We start from the raw sequence: 21,104 nt of genomic DNA on the forward strand, positions 1-21,104 counted from the left end.
GCCTGCCAAGCACGAGTGGTAACGCGGGCAACGGCGCCAGAGCGCAACGCCCTACCTCAGTTGAAACCGACTATATAGTATTACTATTTACTCAACAACACTTCCAAACATGAGATTTTGAGCTTATTTTAGCCCGCAGGAAGCACAATATAGTCTTACGATAAGAGAGCTGACCATGTCTGATAAAAAACTCGACCTGCGTTCCGCCCACTGGTTCGGTACCGCCGACAAGAACGGCTTCATGTACCGCAGCTGGATGAAGAACCAGGGCATCGCCGACCATCAGTTCCATGGCAAGCCCATCATCGGCATCTGCAACACCTGGTCGGAGCTGACCCCGTGCAACGCGCACTTCCGCCAGATCGCCGAGCATGTCAAACGCGGGGTGATCGAGGCCGGCGGTTTTCCCGTGGAGTTCCCGGTGTTCTCCAACGGTGAATCGAACCTGCGTCCGACCGCCATGCTCACCCGCAACCTGGCCAGCATGGACGTCGAGGAAGCCATTCGCGGCAACCCGATCGACGGCGTGGTGCTGCTCACCGGTTGCGACAAGACCACCCCGGCGCTGCTGATGGGCGCCGCCAGTTGCGACGTGCCGGCCATCGTCGTCACTGGCGGGCCGATGCTCAACGGCAAGCACAAGGGCCAGGACATCGGCTCGGGCACGGTGGTCTGGCAGCTCAGCGAACAGGTCAAGGCGGGCACCATCAGCCTCGACGACTTCCTCGCGGCCGAGGGCGGCATGTCGCGTTCGGCCGGCACCTGCAACACCATGGGCACCGCCTCGACGATGGCCTGCATGGCCGAGGCACTGGGCACATCCCTGCCCCACAACGCGGCGATTCCGGCGGTCGACGCGCGGCGCTACGTGCTGGCGCACATGTCCGGCATGCGGGCGGTGGAGATGGTCCGGGAAGGCTTGAAACTGTCGAAGATCCTCACCCGGCAGGCTTTCGAAAACGCCATCCGCGTCAACGCCGCCATCGGCGGCTCGACCAATGCGGTGATTCACCTGAAGGCGATCGCCGGGCGCATCGGCGTCGAACTCGATCTGGACGACTGGACCCGCATCGGCCGCGGCATGCCGACCATCGTCGACCTGCAACCGTCCGGGCGCTTCCTGATGGAAGAGTTCTACTATGCCGGTGGCCTGCCGGCGGTATTGCGCCGCCTCGGCGAAGCCAACCTGATTCCCCACCCCGACGCCCTCACCGTGAATGGCAGGTCGATCGGCGAGAACACCCGGGACGCACCGATCTACGGTAAGGACGAAGTGATTCGGCCGCTCTCCAACCCGTTGCGGGCGGACGGCGGCATCTGCGTCCTGCGTGGCAACCTGGCTCCTCTGGGGGCCGTGCTCAAGCCCTCGGCCGCGACCCCCGAACTGATGCAGCATCGCGGTCGGGCGGTGGTGTTCGAGAACTTCGACCAGTACAAGGCACGGATCAACGACCCGGAACTGGAGGTCGACGCCAGCTCGGTGCTGGTGATGAAAAACTGTGGGCCCAAGGGTTATCCCGGCATGGCGGAAGTGGGCAACATGGGGCTGCCGGCCAAGCTGCTGGCCCAGGGTGTCACCGACATGGTGCGCATCTCCGACGCACGCATGAGTGGCACGGCCTACGGCACGGTGGTGCTGCACGTCGCGCCGGAAGCGGCGGCCGGCGGCCCGCTGGCCTGTGTGCAGGAGGGCGACTGGATCGAACTCGACTGTGCCAATGGCCGCCTGCACCTGGACATTCCAGACGCCGAACTGGCGGCGCGCATGGCCGACCTGCAGGCACCGAAGCCACCGATCGCGGGCGGCTATCGCCAGTTGTACATCGACCATGTGCTGCAAGCCGACCAGGGCTGCGACTTCGACTTCCTGGTAGGTTGCCGTGGCGCCGAGATCCCGCGGCATTCCCACTGACCGGCAGGCCATGGCGTCGTCACCCGGCGGCTCAGGCACGCGAGAGCACCTGATGAAGCCGGGAGCGATGTTATGATGCAACCCTTTTCACCAGAGCACCGTCCCGTCCATGGATCAGCAGCCCTCCAAGCCACGCAAGAACACTCCGCGCAAGAGCATGCATAACCGGATCGTTCAGGAACTGGGCATGCAGATTGTCTCCGGACGCTTCAAGCCGGAAGAGCGCCTGCCCATGGAGTCGACGCTGTGCGAGGAGTACCAGGTCAGTCGCTCGGTGCTGCGCGAAGCCACCCGGGTGCTCAGCGCCAAGGGCCTGGTGTACTCCAAGCCGCGGGTCGGTGCAGTGGTGCGCCCGCGCCCGAAGTGGCACCTGCTCGATCCCGACGTGCTGACCTGGCTGATGCAGTCGACGCCCCACAGCGAGTTTTTCAACACCCTGGCCGGCGTGCGCCGGATCCTGGAACCGGAAATCGCCGCGATGGCCGCCACCACGGCCACCGACGAAGACATCGCGGTGATCGAAAAAGCCTACCTGGCCATGGAGAAGGCGCAGACCCACGAGCAGCTGCTGCAGGCGGACCTGGATTTCCACCGGGCGATCGCCGACGCCACCCGCAACGATCTGCTCGCCTACATGTGCAACATGTTGTCGTTGCCCCTGCGCGAATCCATCAGCATCACCAACCGCCGCCCCGATATTCAAGGGCTCAGCCTACCCCGGCACAAGGCGATCCTCACCGCCATCCAGAATCGCGACGCCCTCGGTGCGCGACATGCCTCGCTGGTGCAGCTCGACGATACCCGGGTCGCCCTGGATACCGTGATGAACATCCTCACCCCGCTATAGCACTCAGGCCCTCGCCCCCAACTCCGCGGAGAGCCGGGCGGCGACCTGTTTGATCAACGGCACCAGCTCGGCCATTTTCTCCAACGGCATATAGGGCACGGTACTGGCGATGCTGATCCCGGCGACGATCTGCTGGCTGGCATCGCGTATCGGCGCCGCGACACAGCGGATCGACGGCTCGTTGTCCTCCAGATCGAAGGCGTAGCCCCCCGCCACGTATTCCAGCATGCGCTGCTCGAACTGCTCCCAGGATGAGACCGGCTGCAACGGCCATGACGGGGTCCTGCCGCCCACCGGCAAACTGATCCGATACAGGCGCTGCCACTCTTCTGGCGAGTCATCGAGCAGCAACGCCTTGCCGATCCCGGTGCGCGCCAACGGCATGCGGTGCCCGACCCGCGAACGCATTTCCGGGCCATTACGGCCGGGATTCTTGTGCAGGTACAGCACGTCATCGTCTTCACGGATCGCCAGGTGGATGGTATCGCCGGTCAGCGCCGACAACTCATCCAGGTACGGCCCGGCCAGGGTCACCAGCGGTACGGCCTCGCGCGCCTGGAACCCCAGCTCGATCAGCCTGGGGCCGAGCAGGTAACCGATTTGCGGCACGACCCGCAGATAGCGCTCCTCCACCAGGCAACTGGCCAGGCGATGGGTGGTGCTGCGGGTGGTGCCGATCAGCCGGGCAATCTCCTTGAGATCGCGGGCCCCACTGGCCACGGCCTGGACCACCGCAAGACCGCGCAGCAGCGTCTGGGTCCCCGTCGGTGCGGCGTCCTTGGCGTTTTTCGCGGCGTCTTCCTGCATATCCGGCCTTCAACAATGAGCGAGAGAACGGGCGGCATTATGGTCGCCCGCTCTTGCCCTTGCCTAGAGTTCGATCCGCGCCACCTTGCCCACCAGCACCACATAGGACAGCGCGCCGATCAATGCCAGCGCGGCGATGTAGGTGATCCCGGGGGCGAAGGAGTCGCCGCTGACGAGAAAGCCGATCACGATCGGCGTGGCGATCGCCGCCAGGTTGCCGATGCAGTTGAATACTCCGCCCGTCAGCCCCAACAGGCGCGCCGGCGCCAGGGTCGAGACCAGCGACCAACTGATCGAGGCCATCCCGTTGCCGAAAAACGCCAGCGCCAGGCAGGCGATCACCCAGGGTGTCGATTCGACGAAGTTGGCCCCGATGATCACGGTGGAAATCAGCAGGCCGCCGATGATCGGCAACTTGCGGGCCAGACCGAGCGTCGCGCCACGGCGGATCAGCCAGTCGGAGAACAGCCCCGAGCACAGCACGCCGACGAAAGCCGCGAGAAACGGCACCGAGGCCAGCAGGCCGGACTTGATGAAATCCATGCCGCGGTATTTCACCAGATAGGTCGGAAACCAGGTCAGGAAAAACCACAACGTCGAATTGAGGCAGAACTGCCCGAGGTAGATGCCCCACAACTTGCGCTGGCTCAACACGATACCCAGGTCGGTCCAGCTGAACGGCGCCTTGCGCCGGGCGGTCTCGGCCTGGATATCCACCAGCCCGCCGCCCTCGCGGATCAGGTCGATTTCCGCCGGGTTGACCCCCTTGAACTCCCGCGGCTCGCGATACACCGCGTACCAGACGAACGCCCAGAGAATGCCCACCACACCAGTGCTGATGAACACCATGTGCCAACCGTATCGATGCTGCAGCCAGGCCAGCAGCGGCGTCAGAAAGGCCAGCCCGACGAACTGCCCGGAGGTGTAGAAACCGATGGCGGTCGCGCGCTCGCGCTCGGGAAACCAGGTGGTCACCACACGGCTGTTGATCGGATAGGCGGGAGCTTCCAGCGCCCCCACGGCCATGCGCAGGACGAACAGCGCGATGAAGCTGGCAGCGAAACCGAGCAGCAGCGTGGCCGCCGACCACAACAACAGCGCCAGACTGTAGAGCAGGCGTGGTGGCACCCGGTCCACCAGCCAGCCACCGGGGATCTGCATCGCCGCGTAGGTCCAGCCGAACGCCGAGAAAATCAGCCCGACATGAATCGGGTCGATCCCCAGTTCACTGGTCAACGCGGGGGCGGCGATCGACAGGTTGCTGCGGTCCAGGTAGTTGATCACCACGGTGATGAACAGCAGGACCATGATGAAAAAGCGCTTGCGGCTCGGCGTCAGCAACGACGCCTGCCCGGTCAGGACTTCCGGTTGCATGGGTGTGCCTCTTCTTATGGTTATTGAGGGCGTTCATTCACAACGATGTCGGGGTCCGCTCATGGCCCCTCCCTGATGGATCAGCCCGCCATCACCACTCGGCAAAACTGCCGTCGGCATGGCGCCAGATCGGGTTGCGCCAGCGATGACCGATGGCGGCGCGTTCCGTCACGTAGGCCTCGTTGATCTCGATGCCCAGCCCCGGGCCATTCGGGATCTTCACGAACCCCTGGTCATAGTCGAACACCCGAGGGTCCCTGACGTAATCCAGCAGGTCATTGCTTTCGTTGTAATGGATGCCCAGGCTCTGCTCCTGGATGAAGGCGTTGTAGCAAGCCGCATCCAGTTGCAGGCAGGCCGCCAGGGCAATCGGGCCCAACGGACAATGCAACGCCAGCGCCACGTCATAGGCTTCGGCCATGTTGGCGATCTTGCGGGTTTCGGTGATGCCGCCGGCATGGGAGGCATCCGGCTGGATGATGTCGACGTAACCTTCGCTGAGCACCCGCTTGAAATCCCAGCGCGAAAACAGACGCTCCCCCAGCGCGATCGGCGTGCTGGTCAGCGGTGCCAGCTCCTTCAGGGCCTCGTAGTTTTCGCTGAGCACCGGCTCCTCGATGAACATCAGCTTGTAGGCGTCGAGTTCCTTCATCAACACCTTGGCCATGGGCTTGTGCACCCGGCCATGGAAGTCCACGCCGATGCCGACGCTCGGCCCCACCGCGTCGCGCACAGCGGCGACGTTGGCCAGGGCCAGGTCGACCTTTTCGAAACTGTCGACGAATTGCAGCTCTTCGGTGCCATTCATCTTCACCGCGGTGAACCCCCGGCCGACGGCTTCCCTGGCAGCCCGGGCGGTGTCGGCCGGACGGTCGCCGCCGATCCACGAGTACACGCGGATACGCTCGCGCACCTGACCACCCAGCAGATCGCTGACCGACACCCCCAGGGCCTTGCCCTTGATGTCCCACAGCGCCTGGTCGATCCCGGCCAGGGCGCTCATGTGCACGGCGCCGCCACGATAGAAGCCGCCGCGATAGAGCACGGTCCAGATGTCCTCGATATTGCGCGGGTCCTTGCCGACCAGGTAATCCGACAACTCATCGACCGCCGCCGCGACCGTATGGGCCCGGCCTTCGACCACCGGCTCGCCCCAACCGGTCACGCCTTCATCGGTTTCGACCTTGAGGAACAGCCAGCGTGGCGGAACGATAAAGGTCGTCAGCTTGGTGATTTTCATCGTGTCGTCTCTCTTGTCGGGATGCAGCGCACACGGCGCCGGGAAGTCTTAACGCAATGCGTTCCAGGCCTGCACGTAAGCCTTGGCCCGCAGCGCCGTTTCGTCGGCACTCAGCCCCGGCTTGAACAGCCCGGAGCCCAGGCCGAAACCACTGACGCCCGCCTCGACGAACGCTGGCATGTTGTCCGGAGTGATTCCGCCGACCGGGATCAGCAACGTTCCCGCCGGCAGCACCGCCAGCCAGGCCTTGACCACTGCCGGGCCCATCTGCTCGGCGGGGAACATCTTCAGCACATCGGCGCCTTCGGCCAGCGCGGCGAAGGCCTCGGTCGGCGTGGCGACACCTGGCGACAGGTACAGCCCTGCCGTCCTGGCCGCCCGCAGGACCCGGGGATCACTGTGGGGCATGACGATCACCTGCCCCCCTGCGGCCTTCACCTGCCCGACCTGTTCCGGGGTCAGCACCGTGCCGGCACCGATCAGGCAATCGGCGGGCAACAGGCTGCGCAGAATGCGGATACTTTCGTACGGTTCGGGAGAGTTGAGCGGCACCTCGATGACACGGAAACCGGCCTGGTACAACACCTCGCCGATGGCCGCCGCCTCTTGCGGACGCAGACCGCGAAGAATTGCGATCAGGCCGTTTTTCGCCAGTGCTTGCTTGAGCATGTCAGACCTCTTGTCTAATTGAACGCAGGCGTCCGGCCCAGCAGCCCGGCGGCTTCGGCCAGGTGCCACAGACCACGCTCGGTGGCGTGTTCGGCCAGGCTTGCCCGGGCAAAACCGCAACGCTCGAGCGCCCGGCTGTAGCGGGCACAAAGTTGGGCATTGCCGATCAGCATGATCGACGGTAGGTCGGCGCTGTCGCGTCGACGGCGCTGGGCATTGGCAAGGGCGACAAGCTCATGACCAATCAACAGGCCCGACAGGTAGTCGGTCTGTCCGGCCGGGCTCAGTTCGCCCGTCAGCCCCAGCGTGCGTGCGCTGAACAAGGTCGAGAGAGGGCCGTTTTCACCCTCGCAGGAGAGCGCCACCCGGACGCCGCGATCGAACGCCTCGCTGTCGAAGGGCGCACCGCGCTGCTGGGTACGCCCCAGGATGCTGTGTTCACTGAGTACGGCGAACAGCTCGCCGGTCATGAAGGTGTCGAAATGGACGATGCAGCCGTCAGCCACCTCGACCCATTTCGAATGGCTGCCCGGCAAGCCGATCAGCAGACGGCCGCCAGCGTCCGCCGGCAGGCCTTGCAGCGCGCCGAGGACCTGTGTCTCTTCGCCGCGCATCACGTTCGGCAGGCGGGAACGCTCGATCACGCCGGGCACGATATGCACATCGACGCCACGCAGGCTGCGCACGGCGTTGAGAGCGGTGCCCAGGCTGGCGACATTCGCCGGAGTGTCGCGATAGGTAGCCTCGGACCAGCCCTGGGCGCTGCCGACCATGCCGCAGGCGATCACCGCCAGCCCGGGTTGGGCATCGAGCCAGTCGCCACAGGCCTCGTCGAAAGCCAGTTCAAAACCATCGGCGCACCGTTGGCCGGCGATCATCCGCGGCACACTGGGCAACTGCATGATACCCGACGACAGCGAACGCTGTTCGAGCACCTGGCCGCCCGCGGCGAGTTTGTAGGCCCGAAGTGAGGTCGTCCCCCAATCGAGCGCGATCAATTGCGCCTGCATCGCTTCACCTGAAAGTTGTTTTTGGACAGTGAGGGCGTGGAGCTGATGGAGGCGACTATAAACCCGAGATGCCAATAATCTCAATATATAAATTTACATCCCATATATTGGGAAAAAATAACTACAACCTGGATCAATCGATTTGAGCTGATATCAGACCTTCTCCGATACGTGGGACCCGCCACACGTCATGCAGAACGAAAACGCCGCGTTGATCGCGGCGTTTTCGTATTCGGCGTATGAGACAACAGCTAGGCAACAGCGTGGCTGGAAGCAAGGCATCCCTGGCGGATCAGATGATCCACCACATGAGTAGCGGCTTGCTGGGCGCTCATGCGCACCGTTTCAATATGAATGTCCGGGGCTTGCGGGACCTCGTAGACCGAGTCGATGCCGGTGAAGTTCTTGAGCTGGCCACTGCGCGCCTTCTTGTACAGCCCCTTGGGATCGCGCTCTTCGGCGACCGCCAACGGTGTGTCGATGAATATCTCGTAGAACTCGTGCTCCTCGAACAAGCCCCGTGCCATCGCCCGCTCGGCCCGAAAAGGCGAGATGAACGACACCAGGGTGATCAACCCGGCATCCACCATCAGCTTCGCGACATGCGCAACACGGCGGATATTCTCCGCACGGTCCTCATCACTGAACCCCAGGTCGGCATTCAGCCCCTGCCGTACGTTGTCGCCATCGAGCAGATAACTGTGGCGCCCCAACGCGTGAAGACGCTTTTCCACCAGATTGGCGACGGTGGTCTTGCCGGCGGCCGACAGCCCGGTAAACCACAGGACAACGGGTTTCTGCCCCATGAGGGCGGCATGTGCGCTCTTGTCGATCTCGATCGACTGCCAGTGCAGATCGCGCTCCACCGGCTCGGGCAGGTGCCTGGTTTCATCACTGCTCATCAGTTGCTTCTCCAGCGTTGAAAACGACAGGTTTACACAGCACCTGTTCGTGGCGGATTCCAAAGACTCACCCTTTGACAAAGGGTTTCAACAGGCCATGGGCTGCCGAGTGGCGCAGGGTGAACCAGATCCACAGATAGGTGCGCCAACGCAAGGGTAGCTGCCGGTCAAGAAAGATCCGCCTGAAGTAAAAGAACAAGGCACCCCGCTCCTTCGCCGGCCCATCACCCGAGGCGCCACTGAGTACCGCCTCGCCCACGGACTCGCCGCGCAACGCCCGGACGACACGCCTGGCGGCATCACGACGATTGTCACCCAGGGTGATGAAAATGGGGTCATCCTTGAAACGCCCACGCTTGCTGTAGGTTTCGTCAAAGTCAGCCTTGCCCGTCCGATAGTGCAGGTGCTCGAAGACCACGTCGTCCAGATAGACGATGCGATCGAACCCCTCATGCTGGATACGCTTGAAAATGTCGAACAGATGGAAATCGATGAACGCGCCGGCATAGGCGGCCGGGTAAGGGTCGACCAGCAATTCGCAGGTGCTGCGTGACAGGATGGGGAACGTGGCCAGGCCGCCCTTCTTCAGCAGGTCGTTGCAGTAGCCGAGATACACCCGGTCGGCGAAACGCCGATCCAGGGCCCTGAGCTCGCGGTCCCAACCGGGCGTACGCATGACCATGTCATCGTTGACCAACACGATGATCTGCCCCCGCGAGGCGCGCAGGCAGGCGGTGTTATAGGCCCCCATGGACTGGTTGGGCCCGATGAGCCGCACCGTATGCACCGCGTCGCAATGCAGGTCATGGCTACCGGGGTCATCGTCGTCCACATACAGGATCACCTCCACGGCGGACAGGCATTCTGCCGTGGCAACCACGCTGGCGAAAAAACGTTCGACCAGTTCCGGGCGTCCACGAGTCGGCAGCAGCAGGGAAATCAGCGGCTCCTGCTCCTGTGTGTCGGGTACGCAGGACCTAGCGCTGGCAGGCATGACGGTACGCCTCATTGTGGATAACTCTGCGTCCATCTTTCACCTCCATTTCCGGAATAAGGCACGCGATCGATCATTTGCCAGTAATCGAAAAGATCATGCGGAAACGGGTGTTTCAGCATGAACCTTGCCGCCATGGCTTCATACTCCGCATGCATGCGCACATACAGGGCATCCTTGCCTTCGACATGGCCACGCAATACGTCGAGCCAATCGGTGTGTTCCAGGTTGATCTGAGGGCAGCAGGCGGCGATCTGCGAGGTGTCGGCCGTGCCCAGCGAAACGGTCACCTTCCCCACCCGGAGGGCGGCAATGATGCGCATCAGCGACAACCAGCGCCAATCCAGGCGCTGGGGGATATTGAGCACCAGCCGTGCCGAACGGTTCAGGGCATCGCGTTGCCCACGGGAAACGAAACGCTCCGGGCACGCGATCGAGAAACCCTCACCACGCAATCTGTCGAGCATGCGCCCGCGGTATTCGGTGACGGCCCCCGTGAACAACAGATCGCTTTGCGTAGAGTCGCCGGGATCGGGAGCGACTTTCGGCAGCGAGGGGAAACCGATGGCCCGCACGGGGACGCCGGGCAGCAACTTGTCCATGTTGATCAATTCCGGCAAGTCTCCCAGCATCAGGAACGCGCAGATATGAGGCAGGCACTCGAACAGGTGCTGGATGCGCGCCACCTGCACCGCCGGGTGCATGTAGTCGTTGTTGTTCCAGAGCGGGTCGCCGTGGATCAGTATCTGGTCGTCCACGAAGTCGAGGTGCTCGGTCATGATGACCGCCACCCGCTTGCCACGGGACTCGCAGAAATCGATGAGCGTGTCCCGGGTGCTCTCGGAGAAGTTTTCGATGACGATATTCAAGCGACTGTCGCTCGGACGCTTGCCCACACTGACCGGGTAACCCTGCTGCTGCAGCGCCATCACCAGGAAATCGACCTGGTCGCTGATACCGTAGAACGAATGGTTATAGACCCAGAGATGAACCGCTGGCCTTGCATGAGATAGCGTCATGTTCACCTCCTGTGCGCCACGGACGATTGATTCGCAAGCGTGTCGTTGTCCACGCCGCCCGCCAGGCTCGCAATGACCAGTTGCTCGACAGCCTGCAAATCCACGTCACTGTGGTAGCGGCCGGAGTGCGAAGTCTCCAGATGCTTGGGCTCGAATGCCCCATCGCTTTGCAGGATGGCGTAAAAACGCTTTCCATAGCGGATGATGTTGTAGCCATGGAAACCTTCCACGACCAGGTGTGGCTGCTCTGCCGCCCCCACTGGCGGGCTCGGGGTGCGGCTCGCTTGCGGCTGCCGCGCACGACGATAGCGACGCAGCCATTGCGAGCATTGGCTGTGCAGCCAGGGGAAAGGCATCAGCCATCTCGACAACAGTTTCACCAGCGCCGACGGTTCGGGCTGATCCACCCTTCCTTCCTGCGGCAGATAGGCTCCCGCCAGTTCGAGCAGGCTGTTGGCCCATATCGCGGGCCGCGCCTGAGTGCGGGTGTATTGAGCCAATACCGAGCAATCGTGGGCATGCAGGGAAGAGTTGCCCTCCACGAGCACGAAACAGCCACCCACGGACCAGACACTGCGCTCTCCGGTATTGATCCGCATCCGCGGGCGGGCATCCTGGCTGAACGCCCGCCGTAAACCGGTCATGTCCAGCAGCCCCCCGTCCACGAGCGGCACACCCGGGCCGTTCGCTGAGGGAGCAGGCGTGGAACTGTCCACGTGAAGCTGACGGACCTGTGCCCAGAACGTCCCGGCAAACGCCTGCCCGGAGAACTCCGTCACCGCTCTCCGATGGCCCTGCTCCTGCAACGCCAGGTAAGTCTGCGGCTGCAGCAAGCCAGGAATACGCGCCAGCAATTCATCGACAAGCAAGGCTTGCTCATGCTCCTGGCGCACCGGAAGCAGCCAGGGATCGGTTATCTCGGGCTCGGTACCGACGATCAGACCGCCCTGGCCATCCTGCAAGTACGTGCCAACCCCGCGAAGCGCCGAAACCACGGGCACGCAGCCCAGGCTCATGGCCTGGAGAATTTCGAACGGACACAACACATCGGCCGGTTGCAGCAGCACATGCGACCCCGCCATCAAGGCTTCGACATCGGCCTGGGCAGGGCTGGCCCACAGAATGCTGCGACCGGTCTGCTGCTCGACAAAGGCCAGGTCCACGCCTGCGGCGACCAGGGCCTGGGCGTCAGGGCGCTCACAGGCCATGCTGAGCAGGCCATTGTGGCCAGCGGCGCAGAATGCCTTCCAGAAGCGCAGGACACGATGCCCACCACAGCTGAAAAAGTCGCTCTCATGGTCCGGGACCGATACGAACAGGAACCGTGGACGGGCAAGCGACGGCTTATCGGGAAGCCGCCCACGAGCCTGAACCGCGGAGACCGGTAAACCGAGGCGGGACGTGAACAACCGGGACTGCAACTGCGGCAACCCAAGGAAATCGTTCAGCGCCACGAGGGTATCCGCCTGTGCCGAGAAAACCCCCAGACACCAGGGGCCTCCCAGCAATGCACGGTAATGCTCGCGAATGCGCGGCAACTGCTCGCCGATGCTGGCTTGCGCTGTTGCCCACGGTGCAAACAGGCCACGCAAGGACTCGCAATGCAGCACAAAGGGCCGGGTCAGGCTGGGAAACGCAATGGAGTGAAAGAATTCGATAGCGCCCGGCAACGCCTGCGTCAGCAGGCGGTTTTCAGGTCCGAAACAACTCGAGCAGGGTTCCGGCCACTGATTGCCGGACTGACTCGCCAGCGCCGCCAGCAGCCGCTGACGCAAAGGCTCGGATCGCTCCAGCAGATGCCGCAAGGCAACGTTATCCCAGGCGTTGATGCTCACTCCCTCAGGCATCGACTCGAACAGCGCCCGATACAACGGGTGGCACCCACGCCAGGGAATGTAGTGGCTCTGATTCCAGGGAACGGCCACTGCCAATTGATTCATGATTGCCCTCCTGGCTTGCTGGTGATCCGACTCCACAGGCGCTGCCACCAGGGCTGGCTCAAGTGGTGCAACATCTGTTCCATGCTGTCTATACGTGCGTTGGCCCGCTCCAACTGGTACGCCAGTTCGCGATTGGCATCCTGTAATTGTCCGTGCAGGTCAGATTCGCCCTCATTCCGGGTGTCATACCCACGCATCACCATGGACAAGCCATCGATATGCTCGGCCAGCTCATCCAGTGTTCTGGCGATCAGCAGGTCGCTGGTCGGATAACGCTTGAGCAGGGTTTGCAAGCTGCCGGAAAGATCCATGGGACCGGCCGCCTGGCGTAGCCCTATGAAACGTTGCTGGATCCTGAACACATTGAAGCCGTTATATGTCGTCACCAGCGAAGGCCCCTCCTCCGGTTCGGCAGAGCGCCCAACCAGGAGACGGGATACCTCCTGGAGGACGACCTGGCGCTCCTCGACCGCACTCCTCCCCAGCAGCAGCAGGGCCTTGAGTTCGCCGATCGACGTTGCCGAAGGCAAGGCTGCCAGTTGCGCTTCGGAGCAGGCACGCAGGTCAACAGCCCCGACCTGCAGAGGCAGTGCGTACAGGCGCCTCCTGAAACGCACCAGATTGCAGCTGAAAAAATCGCCCTCCAGCAGGATGGGTGTCTCATCGAATGTCTCGGTCGCATAACGCAGTGGCGAAGCCTGGCGTCCGCGCCGGTTGGCCGGCAAATCGATGCTGCCGTCGAGGGGGTATCCCAGGGTGCTCAGCAAGTCCTGGTTATGCTCGACGAAACGGGCGATATCCGCCGCAGCCATTGCCTGCCGGAAGCCACCGATCTGCCCCGAACGGAATGTGGCGGAGTCACGGTTGAACAGCTTCGCGGCAATGGCCACCGGCGAGCCCGGAGCCTGGAGCTTGAGCAGGATGGACCAGATCAGGCGCAGTTGATCCGCCTCCCGCCCGCCACCGGCCGCACCAATCAGTTCCTCGAAGGACAGCGAAGCGACATTGGGAAAGTCCAGCCAGGGCAGGAAACCGCCAATGCGCTGCCGCAAGGAACCCAGCAGCCAGTTGTCGTCCAGCAGGCGGCTGATCCGCCCAGCCACATCGAGACCACTCAGCCAGCCCGCAAAGGTGGTCTTGCCTTCACGCTCATAGTAGTTGGCCTCGGACACCAGGATATCCAGCGGGTGGCGGTACATGAACAATGCCGGCGAAGACAGGAACGCATGATGGCGATTTCCGAAACTGGAACGCCGCACGCTGTCGACAAAGAAATCGGCCGCTACCGTATGCGAGTTGCTGTATTCGACGCAGTACCAGGTTTGCGGCTTGGGAAACTCCGGCAGCACCACGCCTTCCTGATAACCCAGGGCCCGTGCCAGCTCATAGAGCAGGTGAGTCCCCGACTTGGGAATGGAAACCAGGAACAGCGGCCGGCGGCTGAAATGATGATCGGTGATCGGGGCCAGCAGTGAAACGTCGCTCAAACCGACACAGGCCAGCAATTGGTCTGCCAGGCGCGCACCGTCCTCTTCCGTGAAGATGATCCACTGCGCACCAGCGGCTACCTCATCCTCCCGGGGCAACTCGCGCAACAGCCCGACCCCTCGGGCCTGCGCGGCCTCCGCCAGGTCCCGGGCCAGGGTATTGTCTCCGATCAGCCGGACGACCAGGTCCTGGTTCGACCATGACGGTTCCAGCAGCTCCAGGAACGCATCAAGCCGCGGCGCGCAAAATTGCAGGTTGTTCATGAATGTCTAATCCGTACAAGCAGGTCCGCCAGTCGCTCGTCGACCTGGATACCCGGCAAATGCCCGATATCGCTGCTGAAATCCAGTGCGCCCAATGCCTGCGGTACACCGTAGTAGCGACCGGCATAGGCGACGATGTTTGTGGTTCCGAAACTTTCGAGCAACACCGGCGTGCCCGCGGCGGCCGAGGGCCCGGCCGCGCACTGAGCGTCTCCCGCCGCCAACAGTTGCTCACGATAGCCATCGAGCACCTGCGTCTCGAGATGCAGCGGCTCGAGCGCACGGATCACCCGTTCCACCCGCTCGCTGACACCGGCCTGCGGCAGGCCGTTGTCGAGCCAGCAGGCCAGCGCGGCGTTGATGACCTCGCAAGTCTCCTCGGCACAAGCGGAGACCTGCGCCACCAGCTCATCGTCCGAACAGGTCGAGCGCTCGATCTGGGTATGTCTTTTCCACGCATAACGCTTGAATGCAAAACGCTCGAGATCCAGGTTCGACTTGTTGAACGCAAAGCCGAACAGGTCCTCGTCGCCATAGTCACGAAAGATCTCGCGCCGCTCCAGCAACCCTGCCAGCTCGCGCTGGAACGGTGTGTAGGCGCTCTCGTCGAGCGCCTCGAAAACGCCGTAGCCGTAACGTTGCCCCATGCGCTCCAGACCGTGGTCACGCAGGATATCCAGGTGGGTATTGGTCAGCCAGTTCCGCCAACCACCGACGATTCCCTGCCCTCGCCGCAGGTTGTGCCGATGCGCACCGGTCAGGTTGACATGGTCGATACGTTGCCAGATCTCGGCCGCCTGCTGCGCATCCAGGAAAACCCCTTGGGCTTCGGCCAGCCCCAGGATGGTCGGCACCGGCGCCTGGATGAGATCCTCCCAGCGCATGATGTGATACGCGCTGGCGTAGTCCTCGAAAACCCGCAGATAGGCTTGCAGCGGGCCAGCCAGGGCTTCGAAGAAATTCAGGTCGGAGAGTTTGTACAGGGCGATGCGCTGGCGCAGCTCGTCGTTATCCTGTTCGGGGGGAATGAAGCGCTGAATGTACTCGCTGGCCAGGGCATTGAACGAAAAGCAGGCCGACGACACAGTTCCGGCAGGGTGCCGCATGGATGCAAAGCGCTGGTGCTCGCTGAAGGCCGGGTGGGTCGGCCAGATATCCGGCCCCACATGGGAGTGGGCCGTTCCATAGACGGACAGGATCTCCACCGGGTGCGAAGTGATCAGGGTGAAATCCCCCGCCCCCCTGACGCCGATGTACTTGCGAAAACAGGCGGTCCGCGGGGCATCGCCCTTCACCCACTTCGGCCCTCCTGGCAGGTACCTGAAGTTGTTGTTGTAGATCAGCGCCTGGGCCAATCCCCGCCGCTCGAAAACGTCCTGTATGCGCAGCGCGACCTGCTCCCCCACCGTTTGACAGAATGCCTGGAGGAACGCGCCACCCGGTGCGGGATCGCTGAGCCCGGTCACGCGGCGTATTTCCGCGATGACACTGAGCAACAATGTGAAACCGCTTCTCGGATAACCGAGAACAAGAGGTCGCTTCAAACTCATGAGCGGGCCTCCTCCATGCCGGACGACGACAAGACTTCGTGCTTGACCTGCAAATCGACAAAACCGGTAATGCCCGGTGTGTCGGCAAAGGTGAGCCGGCTCACCGAACGCCGCACGTCCAGGAAACGGTCGGACTCGGCGGTGATCTGCGAGCAGCCGACATTCAGGAAATACTCGCCGCCGACCAGGCGGGCCTGCCAATCGAACCTGATCACCAGGCACTCACCGGCACCCGCCGACAGCAACGGCGCGCCCTGCATGTGCAGGTTGGTTCCAAAAACATAGGTACCGTCGAGCGAAACGATGCCAAAGCCGACCGAAACCCCTTCCAGCGCTTCATGGAACAGCAACTTGACCAGCAATTGCACAGGCTGATTCGCCGGAATCCGGGGCGGATCGCAACGCCCATCGGCGAGAATCTCGATATCGATGACCTGCACCTGGCCACTGCCCAGACGCGTCTCATGGTCGTTGTAGAAAGGCCGGCCAGCGACGACATCCGCACGCCCGCTGCCCAGCAGCCGGGCCTGCTCGGCATGGGACGATTCCTGCTCACCGGCAGTCGGCGGTTCTACTGCCTGTGTCCCGAACAACAGGTTCTGGTACACGTTCACCGCACTCGCAATCGGACCGTCGTAACACAGGTTCCCGTGGTCGATCACCAGCCCGCGCCTGCACAAGCGCAGCATCGTGTCGACACTGTGGGACACGAACAGAATGGTCTTGCCCTGCTCGACAAACTCGCGAATGCGCTGGAAACAGCGATGCTGAAACTTCGCATCGCCGACACTCAGGGCCTCGTCAACCACCAGAATCTCCGGCTCGACATGAATCGCCGCCGCAAAGGCGACCCTGACGAACATCCCGGACGAGTAGGTTTTCACCGACTGGTCGAAGTGTTCGCCAATCTCGGCGAAAGCCTCGATGGCGGGCATCCTTGCGATCATCTCGCTCCGGGAAAACCCCATGATGGCGCCATTGAGAATCACGTTCTCGCGTCCACTGAACTCCGGGTTGAACCCCGCCCCCAGCTCCAGCAGGGCAGAGATCTTGCCATTGACCTGGACACTGCCGGTGGTCGCCTGCATCACCTCGCAAATGATCTGCAACAGCGTCGACTTGCCCGAGCCGTTGCGCCCGAGCACGCCGATGATCTCCCCCTTCATCACGTCGAAGGAAACCCCGCGCAGTGCCCAGAACTCCCGATGATACTGCTTGCGCAACGGATGCAGCGCCTCGACAAGACGCTCGCGGGGTGAAGCGAACAACCTGAATTTCTTCGAGACATCCGTCACGGAGAGGGCGATATCGTTCGGCATGGCGTTTAGAGAACATCCGCGAATTCCGGCTTCAGCCGGCGAAAAATGGCTGAGCCAAGGAAAAACAGGCTGAGGCTCACACCCCAGAAAACCAGTGTCTGGCTCATCGGCGGCCAGGAAACCGTTGGAAAGATCAACAGCCCACGATAGCCCTGGATGATGTAGTAGATCGGGTTATAGACCGCCCACTCGCGGATGGCGGGAGGCATGATCTCCAGCGACCAGACGATCGGGGTACTCCAGAACCACAGGTTGAGCAGGATCGTCAGCGCCTGGCCGATATCCCGATAGAACACCTGCAAGGCCGCCAGCAACCAGCCCAGCCCCAACAGCAGGACACTCATGCAGAGCAGGAAATAGACGAACAGCAGGCGCTGCCAAAGGAACGTCACGTCATAGAACAGCATCATGCCCGCCAACACCAGCAGGAACACCCCATGGGGGACCAGCCCGGACACCAGGTGTACCACCGGCAGGACCTCCGTCGGAAAGACGGTCTTCTTCACCAGGTGATCGTTACGGGTGATCGAGTGGGTAATGGCCTGCAGCGCTTCACTGAAGAAGAACCACGGCACCAGACCACAGACGAACCAGAGGACGAAGGGAGTCCCTACCGGCCCCTGGGCACGAAAGCCCACCGCGAAGACGAAATAGAACACCACCACGACAGCGAGCGGATGCATGAAGGTCCACACCATCCCGCCCAGGGTTCCCGCATAACGGTTCTGCAGATCGCGGACCGCCAGCGCCTGGATCATGGAACGATGGCGAATCACATTGCGTACCAGGTGTTGCCGCGAAGGGTTCTTGAGCAAATGACGATCCTTTCATTCAACCAGGGAGAGCGACAGGGTCAGACGTTACCGTAGACAGAGTTCTTGATCATGGTGAAGCCCTTGATCAGGTCACGGATGCCGTCATCCAGCGACATGATGGGACAAAAGCCGGTTGCCTCCACCTTGGCATTGGAAACCACGTAGTTGCGCTGGTCCTGATCCTTGCCGACGGGCGCTTCGAGAAACACGAAATCAGGAATATGTGCCTGAATCCGCTCGCACAGCTCGCGCTTGGAGATGTTCGCGTCCGACAGGCCGACGTTATAGACCTCGCCCTTCATCGACGAGAAGTTCTCCAGGCCATGCAGAAAGACTCGCGCGACATCCCGCACATGGATGTAGTTACGCTTGAACGAACTCTCGAACAACACGACGAATCGGTCATACACCGCACGATAGGTGAAGTCGTTGACCAGAAGGTCCGTGCGCATGCGTGGCGACATGCCGAAGACGGTTGCCAGGCGGAAGCTGATGGCGTTCTCACGTTGCATCAGGTGCTTTTCGACCTCGACCTTTTCCTTGGCGTACTGGGAAATCGGCCGCAACGGGGAGTCCTCGTTGCAGAAGTTGTCGGCATCGCCGGTGCCATACGCGCTGTTGGTGGTCGGCATGAGCACGAGCTGTTGCGGCGACATCAGGCGCAGCATCAACTTGATCGCGTCGTGGTTGATACTCGAGGCTCCCACCGGGTCCGCATTGCAGATCGGCGCCCCCACCAGAGCGGCCAGGGGGATGACCACATCGGCCTTGCTCAACAGGGGGGCCATGACGCTCTCCAGTCGAATATCGCCCCTCACCACCGTGAAGTTGGGGTCGTGGCATACATGGTTCAGGCTGGCCTGCTTGAACAGAAAGTTATCCAGTACCGTGACCTTGTGCCCAGCCGCCAACAGCGCGGGGACCAGCGTGGACCCCAGATAGCCGGCTCCGCCGGTCACGAGAATATTGAGACTCATCGTCTGCTTCCTTTTTCGAGTGAGTAAGAAATGTAAATGCCGTGGCAACCCTGGGCGGCCATCATCCCCGGGAGCATCAACCGCGCAGCTCCGACGTGTTCAGCACCTGCCCGGCACGCTGGTAATCATGGGGAATGCCGATATCGATGAACGAACCCTCGGCGGCGAACCCGGACAGGCAGGCCCCGCGCGCCAACAATGTCGGCAAGAGCTCATCCTCCAGCGACACGCTGTTGCCGGCCACGAACGGCGAACTGGCCAGGCTGTCCCGGCGTACCCAGTAGACGCCACCGTTGGCGAGACAACCCGGCAACCCGCGCTGCGATGCCAGCGAGAGAATCCGCTGCTCATCGGTCAGTTCCAGGCCCATGTAGCGGTTCGCCTCCTCGGCCCGGAACAGCGACAGCGCCCAGTCCGAACCGGCCTTGCGGGCAAAACGGTCGAGTGCCGCGAGCTCGACGGCAAAGAACGTATCGCCGTTGAGCAGCACGAACGCGTCTTCATCCTTGAGCATCGCCGCCGCCAACAACAGGCCACCGCCGGTCCCCAGGCGCTCGTGCTCGATCGCATACTCTACTTCGGCAGAACGATAGCGCCCGCCAAAGTGCTCGGTGATGACCGTGCACTGGTACCCCACCGACAGAATGAAGCGCGAGATGCCCTGCTCGATCCAGTAATCGAGCAGGTACTCCAGAAACGGCCGGCCATTGATCGGTGCCATCGGTTTGGGAACGCTGGAGACGACGCTGCGCAGCCGGGTACCCAGTCCCCCGGCGAGGATAATCGCGGTACGGACCGTCATGGCTTAGACATCATTGAGATAGCGGCACAACTCATCGATTTCCTCATCACGCAGATCCGGGAAGTTGCCGATGTAGAAGCCGTAGAAATGGATGTGTTCGGTCTCGGGGAACTCGCGATAGTAGCCGTCCGGCACGATCCCTTTCAGGTATGGCTGGCGCAGCTGGTTACCGCCACCGGCACTGCCACGGCGAAACTCGATGCCGCCCTCGCGCATGTGGACCATGAGCCGCTCGACCAACTCGTCATCGGGCTCGCGCAGGACCAGGTTGAACGCGTAGTTGCTCGAACCTTCCAACTTGAAATCGGTACGGTACTTGCGCGGATCGATCTGGCTGAGGAAGCGATGCAGGTTCTGCGTGCGGCGCTCGACGTTGGCCGACAGGCGCTTGAGTTGCTTGCGCCCGAGAATTCCGCCGATCTCGGTGTTACGGGTGTTGAAGGCGGGAAACGCGAAGATGAAGTCGGGATTGAGCTCGGGGTTGGCAGCCCGGTACTCGGCCTGGGTCTGCGGATCATTGGCCTCGCGCACCATGCCATGGGAACGCAGCATGCGGGCCTGCTGATAGACGAGCGGGTCATTGGTGCAGATCATCCCGCCCTCGATAGTGCTCATGTGGTGGGCATAGTAGAAAGAGAAGTTCGACACCCAGCCGATGCTGCCCAAGCGCCGTCCGGCGTGTTCGGCACCGTGCGACTCGCACACGTCCTCGATCAGCGGAATACCCCGGCGATCCAGTTCCGCCAGCACCTCGTCATCGATGCCATCGAAGCCCTGGACATGGGTCAGGAACACCGCCCGGGTATGCTCGCTCAGCTTGTCGAGGATCTGCCTGGGGTCCATGGACAGGGTACGCGGATCGATATCGGTGAAAACCGGGGTAAAACCGTTCTGCAGGACGCTGGCGATATCCGATACCCAGGTCAGGGATGGCACGATCACCTCGCCGCCCTGTGGATAGCGCAATTTCAGCAAGGCCATGGTCAACAGGTTCGACGAGGCCCCCGAGTTGACGAAAACACTGTACTTGACCCCAAGCCACTGCGACCACTCCGCTTCGAAGGCTTTCACATGCTCGCCATGGGTGAGCTTGGGATCATCCTGGCGCAGATGTTCGATGACCGCGTCCAGGTCTTCACGCAGGATGTTGTTGCGCATCAAGGGGTATTTCATGAT

General features: G+C 62.3%; 18 protein-coding genes. 2 read left to right on the plus strand and 16 right to left on the minus strand.

The window, feature by feature from the left end; genetic code table 11:
• The first annotated feature begins 175 nt into the window (after nucleotides 1-175).
• Both ACMGT0_RS27215 and ACMGT0_RS27220 read left to right on the plus strand, forming a co-directional pair.
• Nucleotides 176-1,912: an IlvD/Edd family dehydratase gene (locus ACMGT0_RS27215; RefSeq protein WP_054060630.1), complete on the plus strand. Its 1,737-nt coding sequence runs from the start codon at nucleotides 176-178 to the stop codon at nucleotides 1,910-1,912.
• A gap of 109 nt (nucleotides 1,913-2,021) precedes the next feature.
• On the plus strand, nucleotides 2,022-2,759 hold the full coding sequence (locus ACMGT0_RS27220; protein WP_054060629.1) for a FadR/GntR family transcriptional regulator: 738 nt from the start codon (nucleotides 2,022-2,024) through the stop codon (nucleotides 2,757-2,759).
• Between the two features lie 3 nt (nucleotides 2,760-2,762).
• On the opposite strand, the gene ACMGT0_RS27225 is transcribed toward ACMGT0_RS27220, so the two are convergent.
• The 16 genes from ACMGT0_RS27225 to ACMGT0_RS27300 form a co-directional block, all read right to left on the minus strand.
• A complete protein-coding gene (locus ACMGT0_RS27225; RefSeq protein ID WP_054060628.1) occupies nucleotides 2,763-3,566 on the minus strand; it encodes an IclR family transcriptional regulator in 804 nt (267 codons plus the stop codon).
• Nucleotides 3,567-3,629: 63 nt separating this feature from the next.
• Nucleotides 3,630-4,940 (minus strand): MFS transporter, encoded by a 1,311-nt coding sequence (locus ACMGT0_RS27230; RefSeq protein WP_054060627.1) that lies wholly within the window; start codon nucleotides 4,938-4,940, stop codon nucleotides 3,630-3,632.
• A 91-nt stretch (nucleotides 4,941-5,031) separates the two neighbouring features.
• Nucleotides 5,032-6,180, minus strand: coding sequence for a galactonate dehydratase (dgoD, locus tag ACMGT0_RS27235; protein ID WP_416770551.1), 1,149 nt, complete (start codon nucleotides 6,178-6,180; stop codon nucleotides 5,032-5,034).
• Nucleotides 6,181-6,228: 48 nt separating this feature from the next.
• Entirely contained in the window at nucleotides 6,229-6,849 is a 621-nt protein-coding gene (locus ACMGT0_RS27240) for a 2-dehydro-3-deoxy-6-phosphogalactonate aldolase (protein WP_054060625.1), read from the minus strand.
• A gap of 14 nt (nucleotides 6,850-6,863) precedes the next feature.
• Nucleotides 6,864-7,859, minus strand: coding sequence for a 2-dehydro-3-deoxygalactonokinase (locus ACMGT0_RS27245; RefSeq protein WP_416770552.1), 996 nt, complete (start codon nucleotides 7,857-7,859; stop codon nucleotides 6,864-6,866).
• Between the two features lie 251 nt (nucleotides 7,860-8,110).
• Nucleotides 8,111-8,761, minus strand: coding sequence for an adenylyl-sulfate kinase (gene cysC / locus ACMGT0_RS27250; protein ID WP_273824003.1), 651 nt, complete (start codon nucleotides 8,759-8,761; stop codon nucleotides 8,111-8,113).
• Nucleotides 8,762-8,828: 67 nt separating this feature from the next.
• Nucleotides 8,829-9,755, minus strand: coding sequence for a glycosyltransferase family 2 protein (locus ACMGT0_RS27255; RefSeq protein WP_054063358.1), 927 nt, complete (start codon nucleotides 9,753-9,755; stop codon nucleotides 8,829-8,831).
• Between the two features lie 11 nt (nucleotides 9,756-9,766).
• Entirely contained in the window at nucleotides 9,767-10,774 is a 1,008-nt protein-coding gene (locus ACMGT0_RS27260) for a hypothetical protein (RefSeq protein ID WP_416770554.1), read from the minus strand.
• A 2-nt stretch (nucleotides 10,775-10,776) separates the two neighbouring features.
• Complete coding sequence (locus tag ACMGT0_RS27265; RefSeq protein ID WP_416770555.1) at nucleotides 10,777-12,714, minus strand: hypothetical protein; 1,938 nt, start codon at nucleotides 12,712-12,714, stop codon at nucleotides 10,777-10,779.
• Nucleotides 12,711-14,465: a hypothetical protein gene (locus tag ACMGT0_RS27270; RefSeq protein WP_416770557.1), complete on the minus strand. Its 1,755-nt coding sequence runs from the start codon at nucleotides 14,463-14,465 to the stop codon at nucleotides 12,711-12,713. Before ACMGT0_RS27270 ends, ACMGT0_RS27265 begins: the two co-directional genes overlap by 4 nt.
• The gene (locus tag ACMGT0_RS27275) at nucleotides 14,462-16,015 is read right to left on the minus strand and encodes a hypothetical protein (RefSeq protein WP_416770558.1); all 1,554 of its coding nucleotides are present in this window, start codon (nucleotides 16,013-16,015) and stop codon (nucleotides 14,462-14,464) included. The genes ACMGT0_RS27270 and ACMGT0_RS27275 overlap by 4 nt, the downstream gene beginning before the upstream one ends.
• Nucleotides 16,012-17,334, minus strand: coding sequence for an ABC transporter ATP-binding protein (locus ACMGT0_RS27280; RefSeq protein ID WP_416770559.1), 1,323 nt, complete (start codon nucleotides 17,332-17,334; stop codon nucleotides 16,012-16,014). The genes ACMGT0_RS27275 and ACMGT0_RS27280 overlap by 4 nt, the downstream gene beginning before the upstream one ends.
• A gap of 5 nt (nucleotides 17,335-17,339) precedes the next feature.
• Nucleotides 17,340-18,149 carry an ABC transporter permease gene (locus ACMGT0_RS27285; RefSeq protein ID WP_054060616.1) on the minus strand — a complete coding sequence of 270 codons (810 nt, stop codon included), beginning with the start codon at nucleotides 18,147-18,149 and terminating at the stop codon, nucleotides 17,340-17,342.
• A 38-nt stretch (nucleotides 18,150-18,187) separates the two neighbouring features.
• Nucleotides 18,188-19,126: an NAD-dependent epimerase/dehydratase family protein gene (locus tag ACMGT0_RS27290; protein ID WP_054060615.1), complete on the minus strand. Its 939-nt coding sequence runs from the start codon at nucleotides 19,124-19,126 to the stop codon at nucleotides 18,188-18,190.
• A gap of 76 nt (nucleotides 19,127-19,202) precedes the next feature.
• On the minus strand, nucleotides 19,203-19,928 hold the full coding sequence (locus ACMGT0_RS27295) for a sugar phosphate nucleotidyltransferase (protein ID WP_054060614.1): 726 nt from the start codon (nucleotides 19,926-19,928) through the stop codon (nucleotides 19,203-19,205).
• A 3-nt stretch (nucleotides 19,929-19,931) separates the two neighbouring features.
• A complete protein-coding gene (locus ACMGT0_RS27300) occupies nucleotides 19,932-21,101 on the minus strand; it encodes a DegT/DnrJ/EryC1/StrS family aminotransferase (protein WP_204375752.1) in 1,170 nt (389 codons plus the stop codon).
• Between the last annotated feature and the right edge of the window lie 3 nt (nucleotides 21,102-21,104).

This window comes from Pseudomonas sp. RHF3.3-3, assembly GCF_048069595.1.
Taxonomy (GTDB): domain Bacteria; phylum Pseudomonadota; class Gammaproteobacteria; order Pseudomonadales; family Pseudomonadaceae; genus Aquipseudomonas; species Aquipseudomonas fuscovaginae_B.

Bases quoted from the DNA above. Each gene is read 5' to 3' on its own strand.
- ACMGT0_RS27215 (WP_054060630.1), top strand. From the start codon at position 176: ATGTCTGATAAAAAACTCGACCTGCGTTCCGCCCACTGGTTCGGTACC.
- ACMGT0_RS27220 (WP_054060629.1), top strand. From the start codon at position 2,022: ATGGATCAGCAGCCCTCCAAGCCACGCAAGAACACTCCGCGCAAGAGC.
- ACMGT0_RS27225 (WP_054060628.1), bottom strand. From the start codon at position 3,566: ATGCAGGAAGACGCCGCGAAAAACGCCAAGGACGCCGCACCGACGGGG.
- ACMGT0_RS27230 (WP_054060627.1), bottom strand. From the start codon at position 4,940: ATGCAACCGGAAGTCCTGACCGGGCAGGCGTCGTTGCTGACGCCGAGC.
- dgoD (WP_416770551.1), bottom strand. From the start codon at position 6,180: ATGAAAATCACCAAGCTGACGACCTTTATCGTTCCGCCACGCTGGCTG.
- ACMGT0_RS27240 (WP_054060625.1), bottom strand. From the start codon at position 6,849: ATGCTCAAGCAAGCACTGGCGAAAAACGGCCTGATCGCAATTCTTCGC.
- ACMGT0_RS27245 (WP_416770552.1), bottom strand. From the start codon at position 7,859: ATGCAGGCGCAATTGATCGCGCTCGATTGGGGGACGACCTCACTTCGG.
- cysC (WP_273824003.1), bottom strand. From the start codon at position 8,761: ATGAGCAGTGATGAAACCAGGCACCTGCCCGAGCCGGTGGAGCGCGAT.
- ACMGT0_RS27255 (WP_054063358.1), bottom strand. From the start codon at position 9,755: ATGCCTGCCAGCGCTAGGTCCTGCGTACCCGACACACAGGAGCAGGAG.
- ACMGT0_RS27260 (WP_416770554.1), bottom strand. From the start codon at position 10,774: ATGACGCTATCTCATGCAAGGCCAGCGGTTCATCTCTGGGTCTATAAC.
- ACMGT0_RS27265 (WP_416770555.1), bottom strand. From the start codon at position 12,714: ATGAATCAATTGGCAGTGGCCGTTCCCTGGAATCAGAGCCACTACATT.
- ACMGT0_RS27270 (WP_416770557.1), bottom strand. From the start codon at position 14,465: ATGAACAACCTGCAATTTTGCGCGCCGCGGCTTGATGCGTTCCTGGAG.
- ACMGT0_RS27275 (WP_416770558.1), bottom strand. From the start codon at position 16,015: ATGAGTTTGAAGCGACCTCTTGTTCTCGGTTATCCGAGAAGCGGTTTC.
- ACMGT0_RS27280 (WP_416770559.1), bottom strand. From the start codon at position 17,334: ATGCCGAACGATATCGCCCTCTCCGTGACGGATGTCTCGAAGAAATTC.
- ACMGT0_RS27290 (WP_054060615.1), bottom strand. From the start codon at position 19,126: ATGAGTCTCAATATTCTCGTGACCGGCGGAGCCGGCTATCTGGGGTCC.
- ACMGT0_RS27295 (WP_054060614.1), bottom strand. From the start codon at position 19,928: ATGACGGTCCGTACCGCGATTATCCTCGCCGGGGGACTGGGTACCCGG.
- ACMGT0_RS27300 (WP_204375752.1), bottom strand. From the start codon at position 21,101: ATGAAATACCCCTTGATGCGCAACAACATCCTGCGTGAAGACCTGGAC.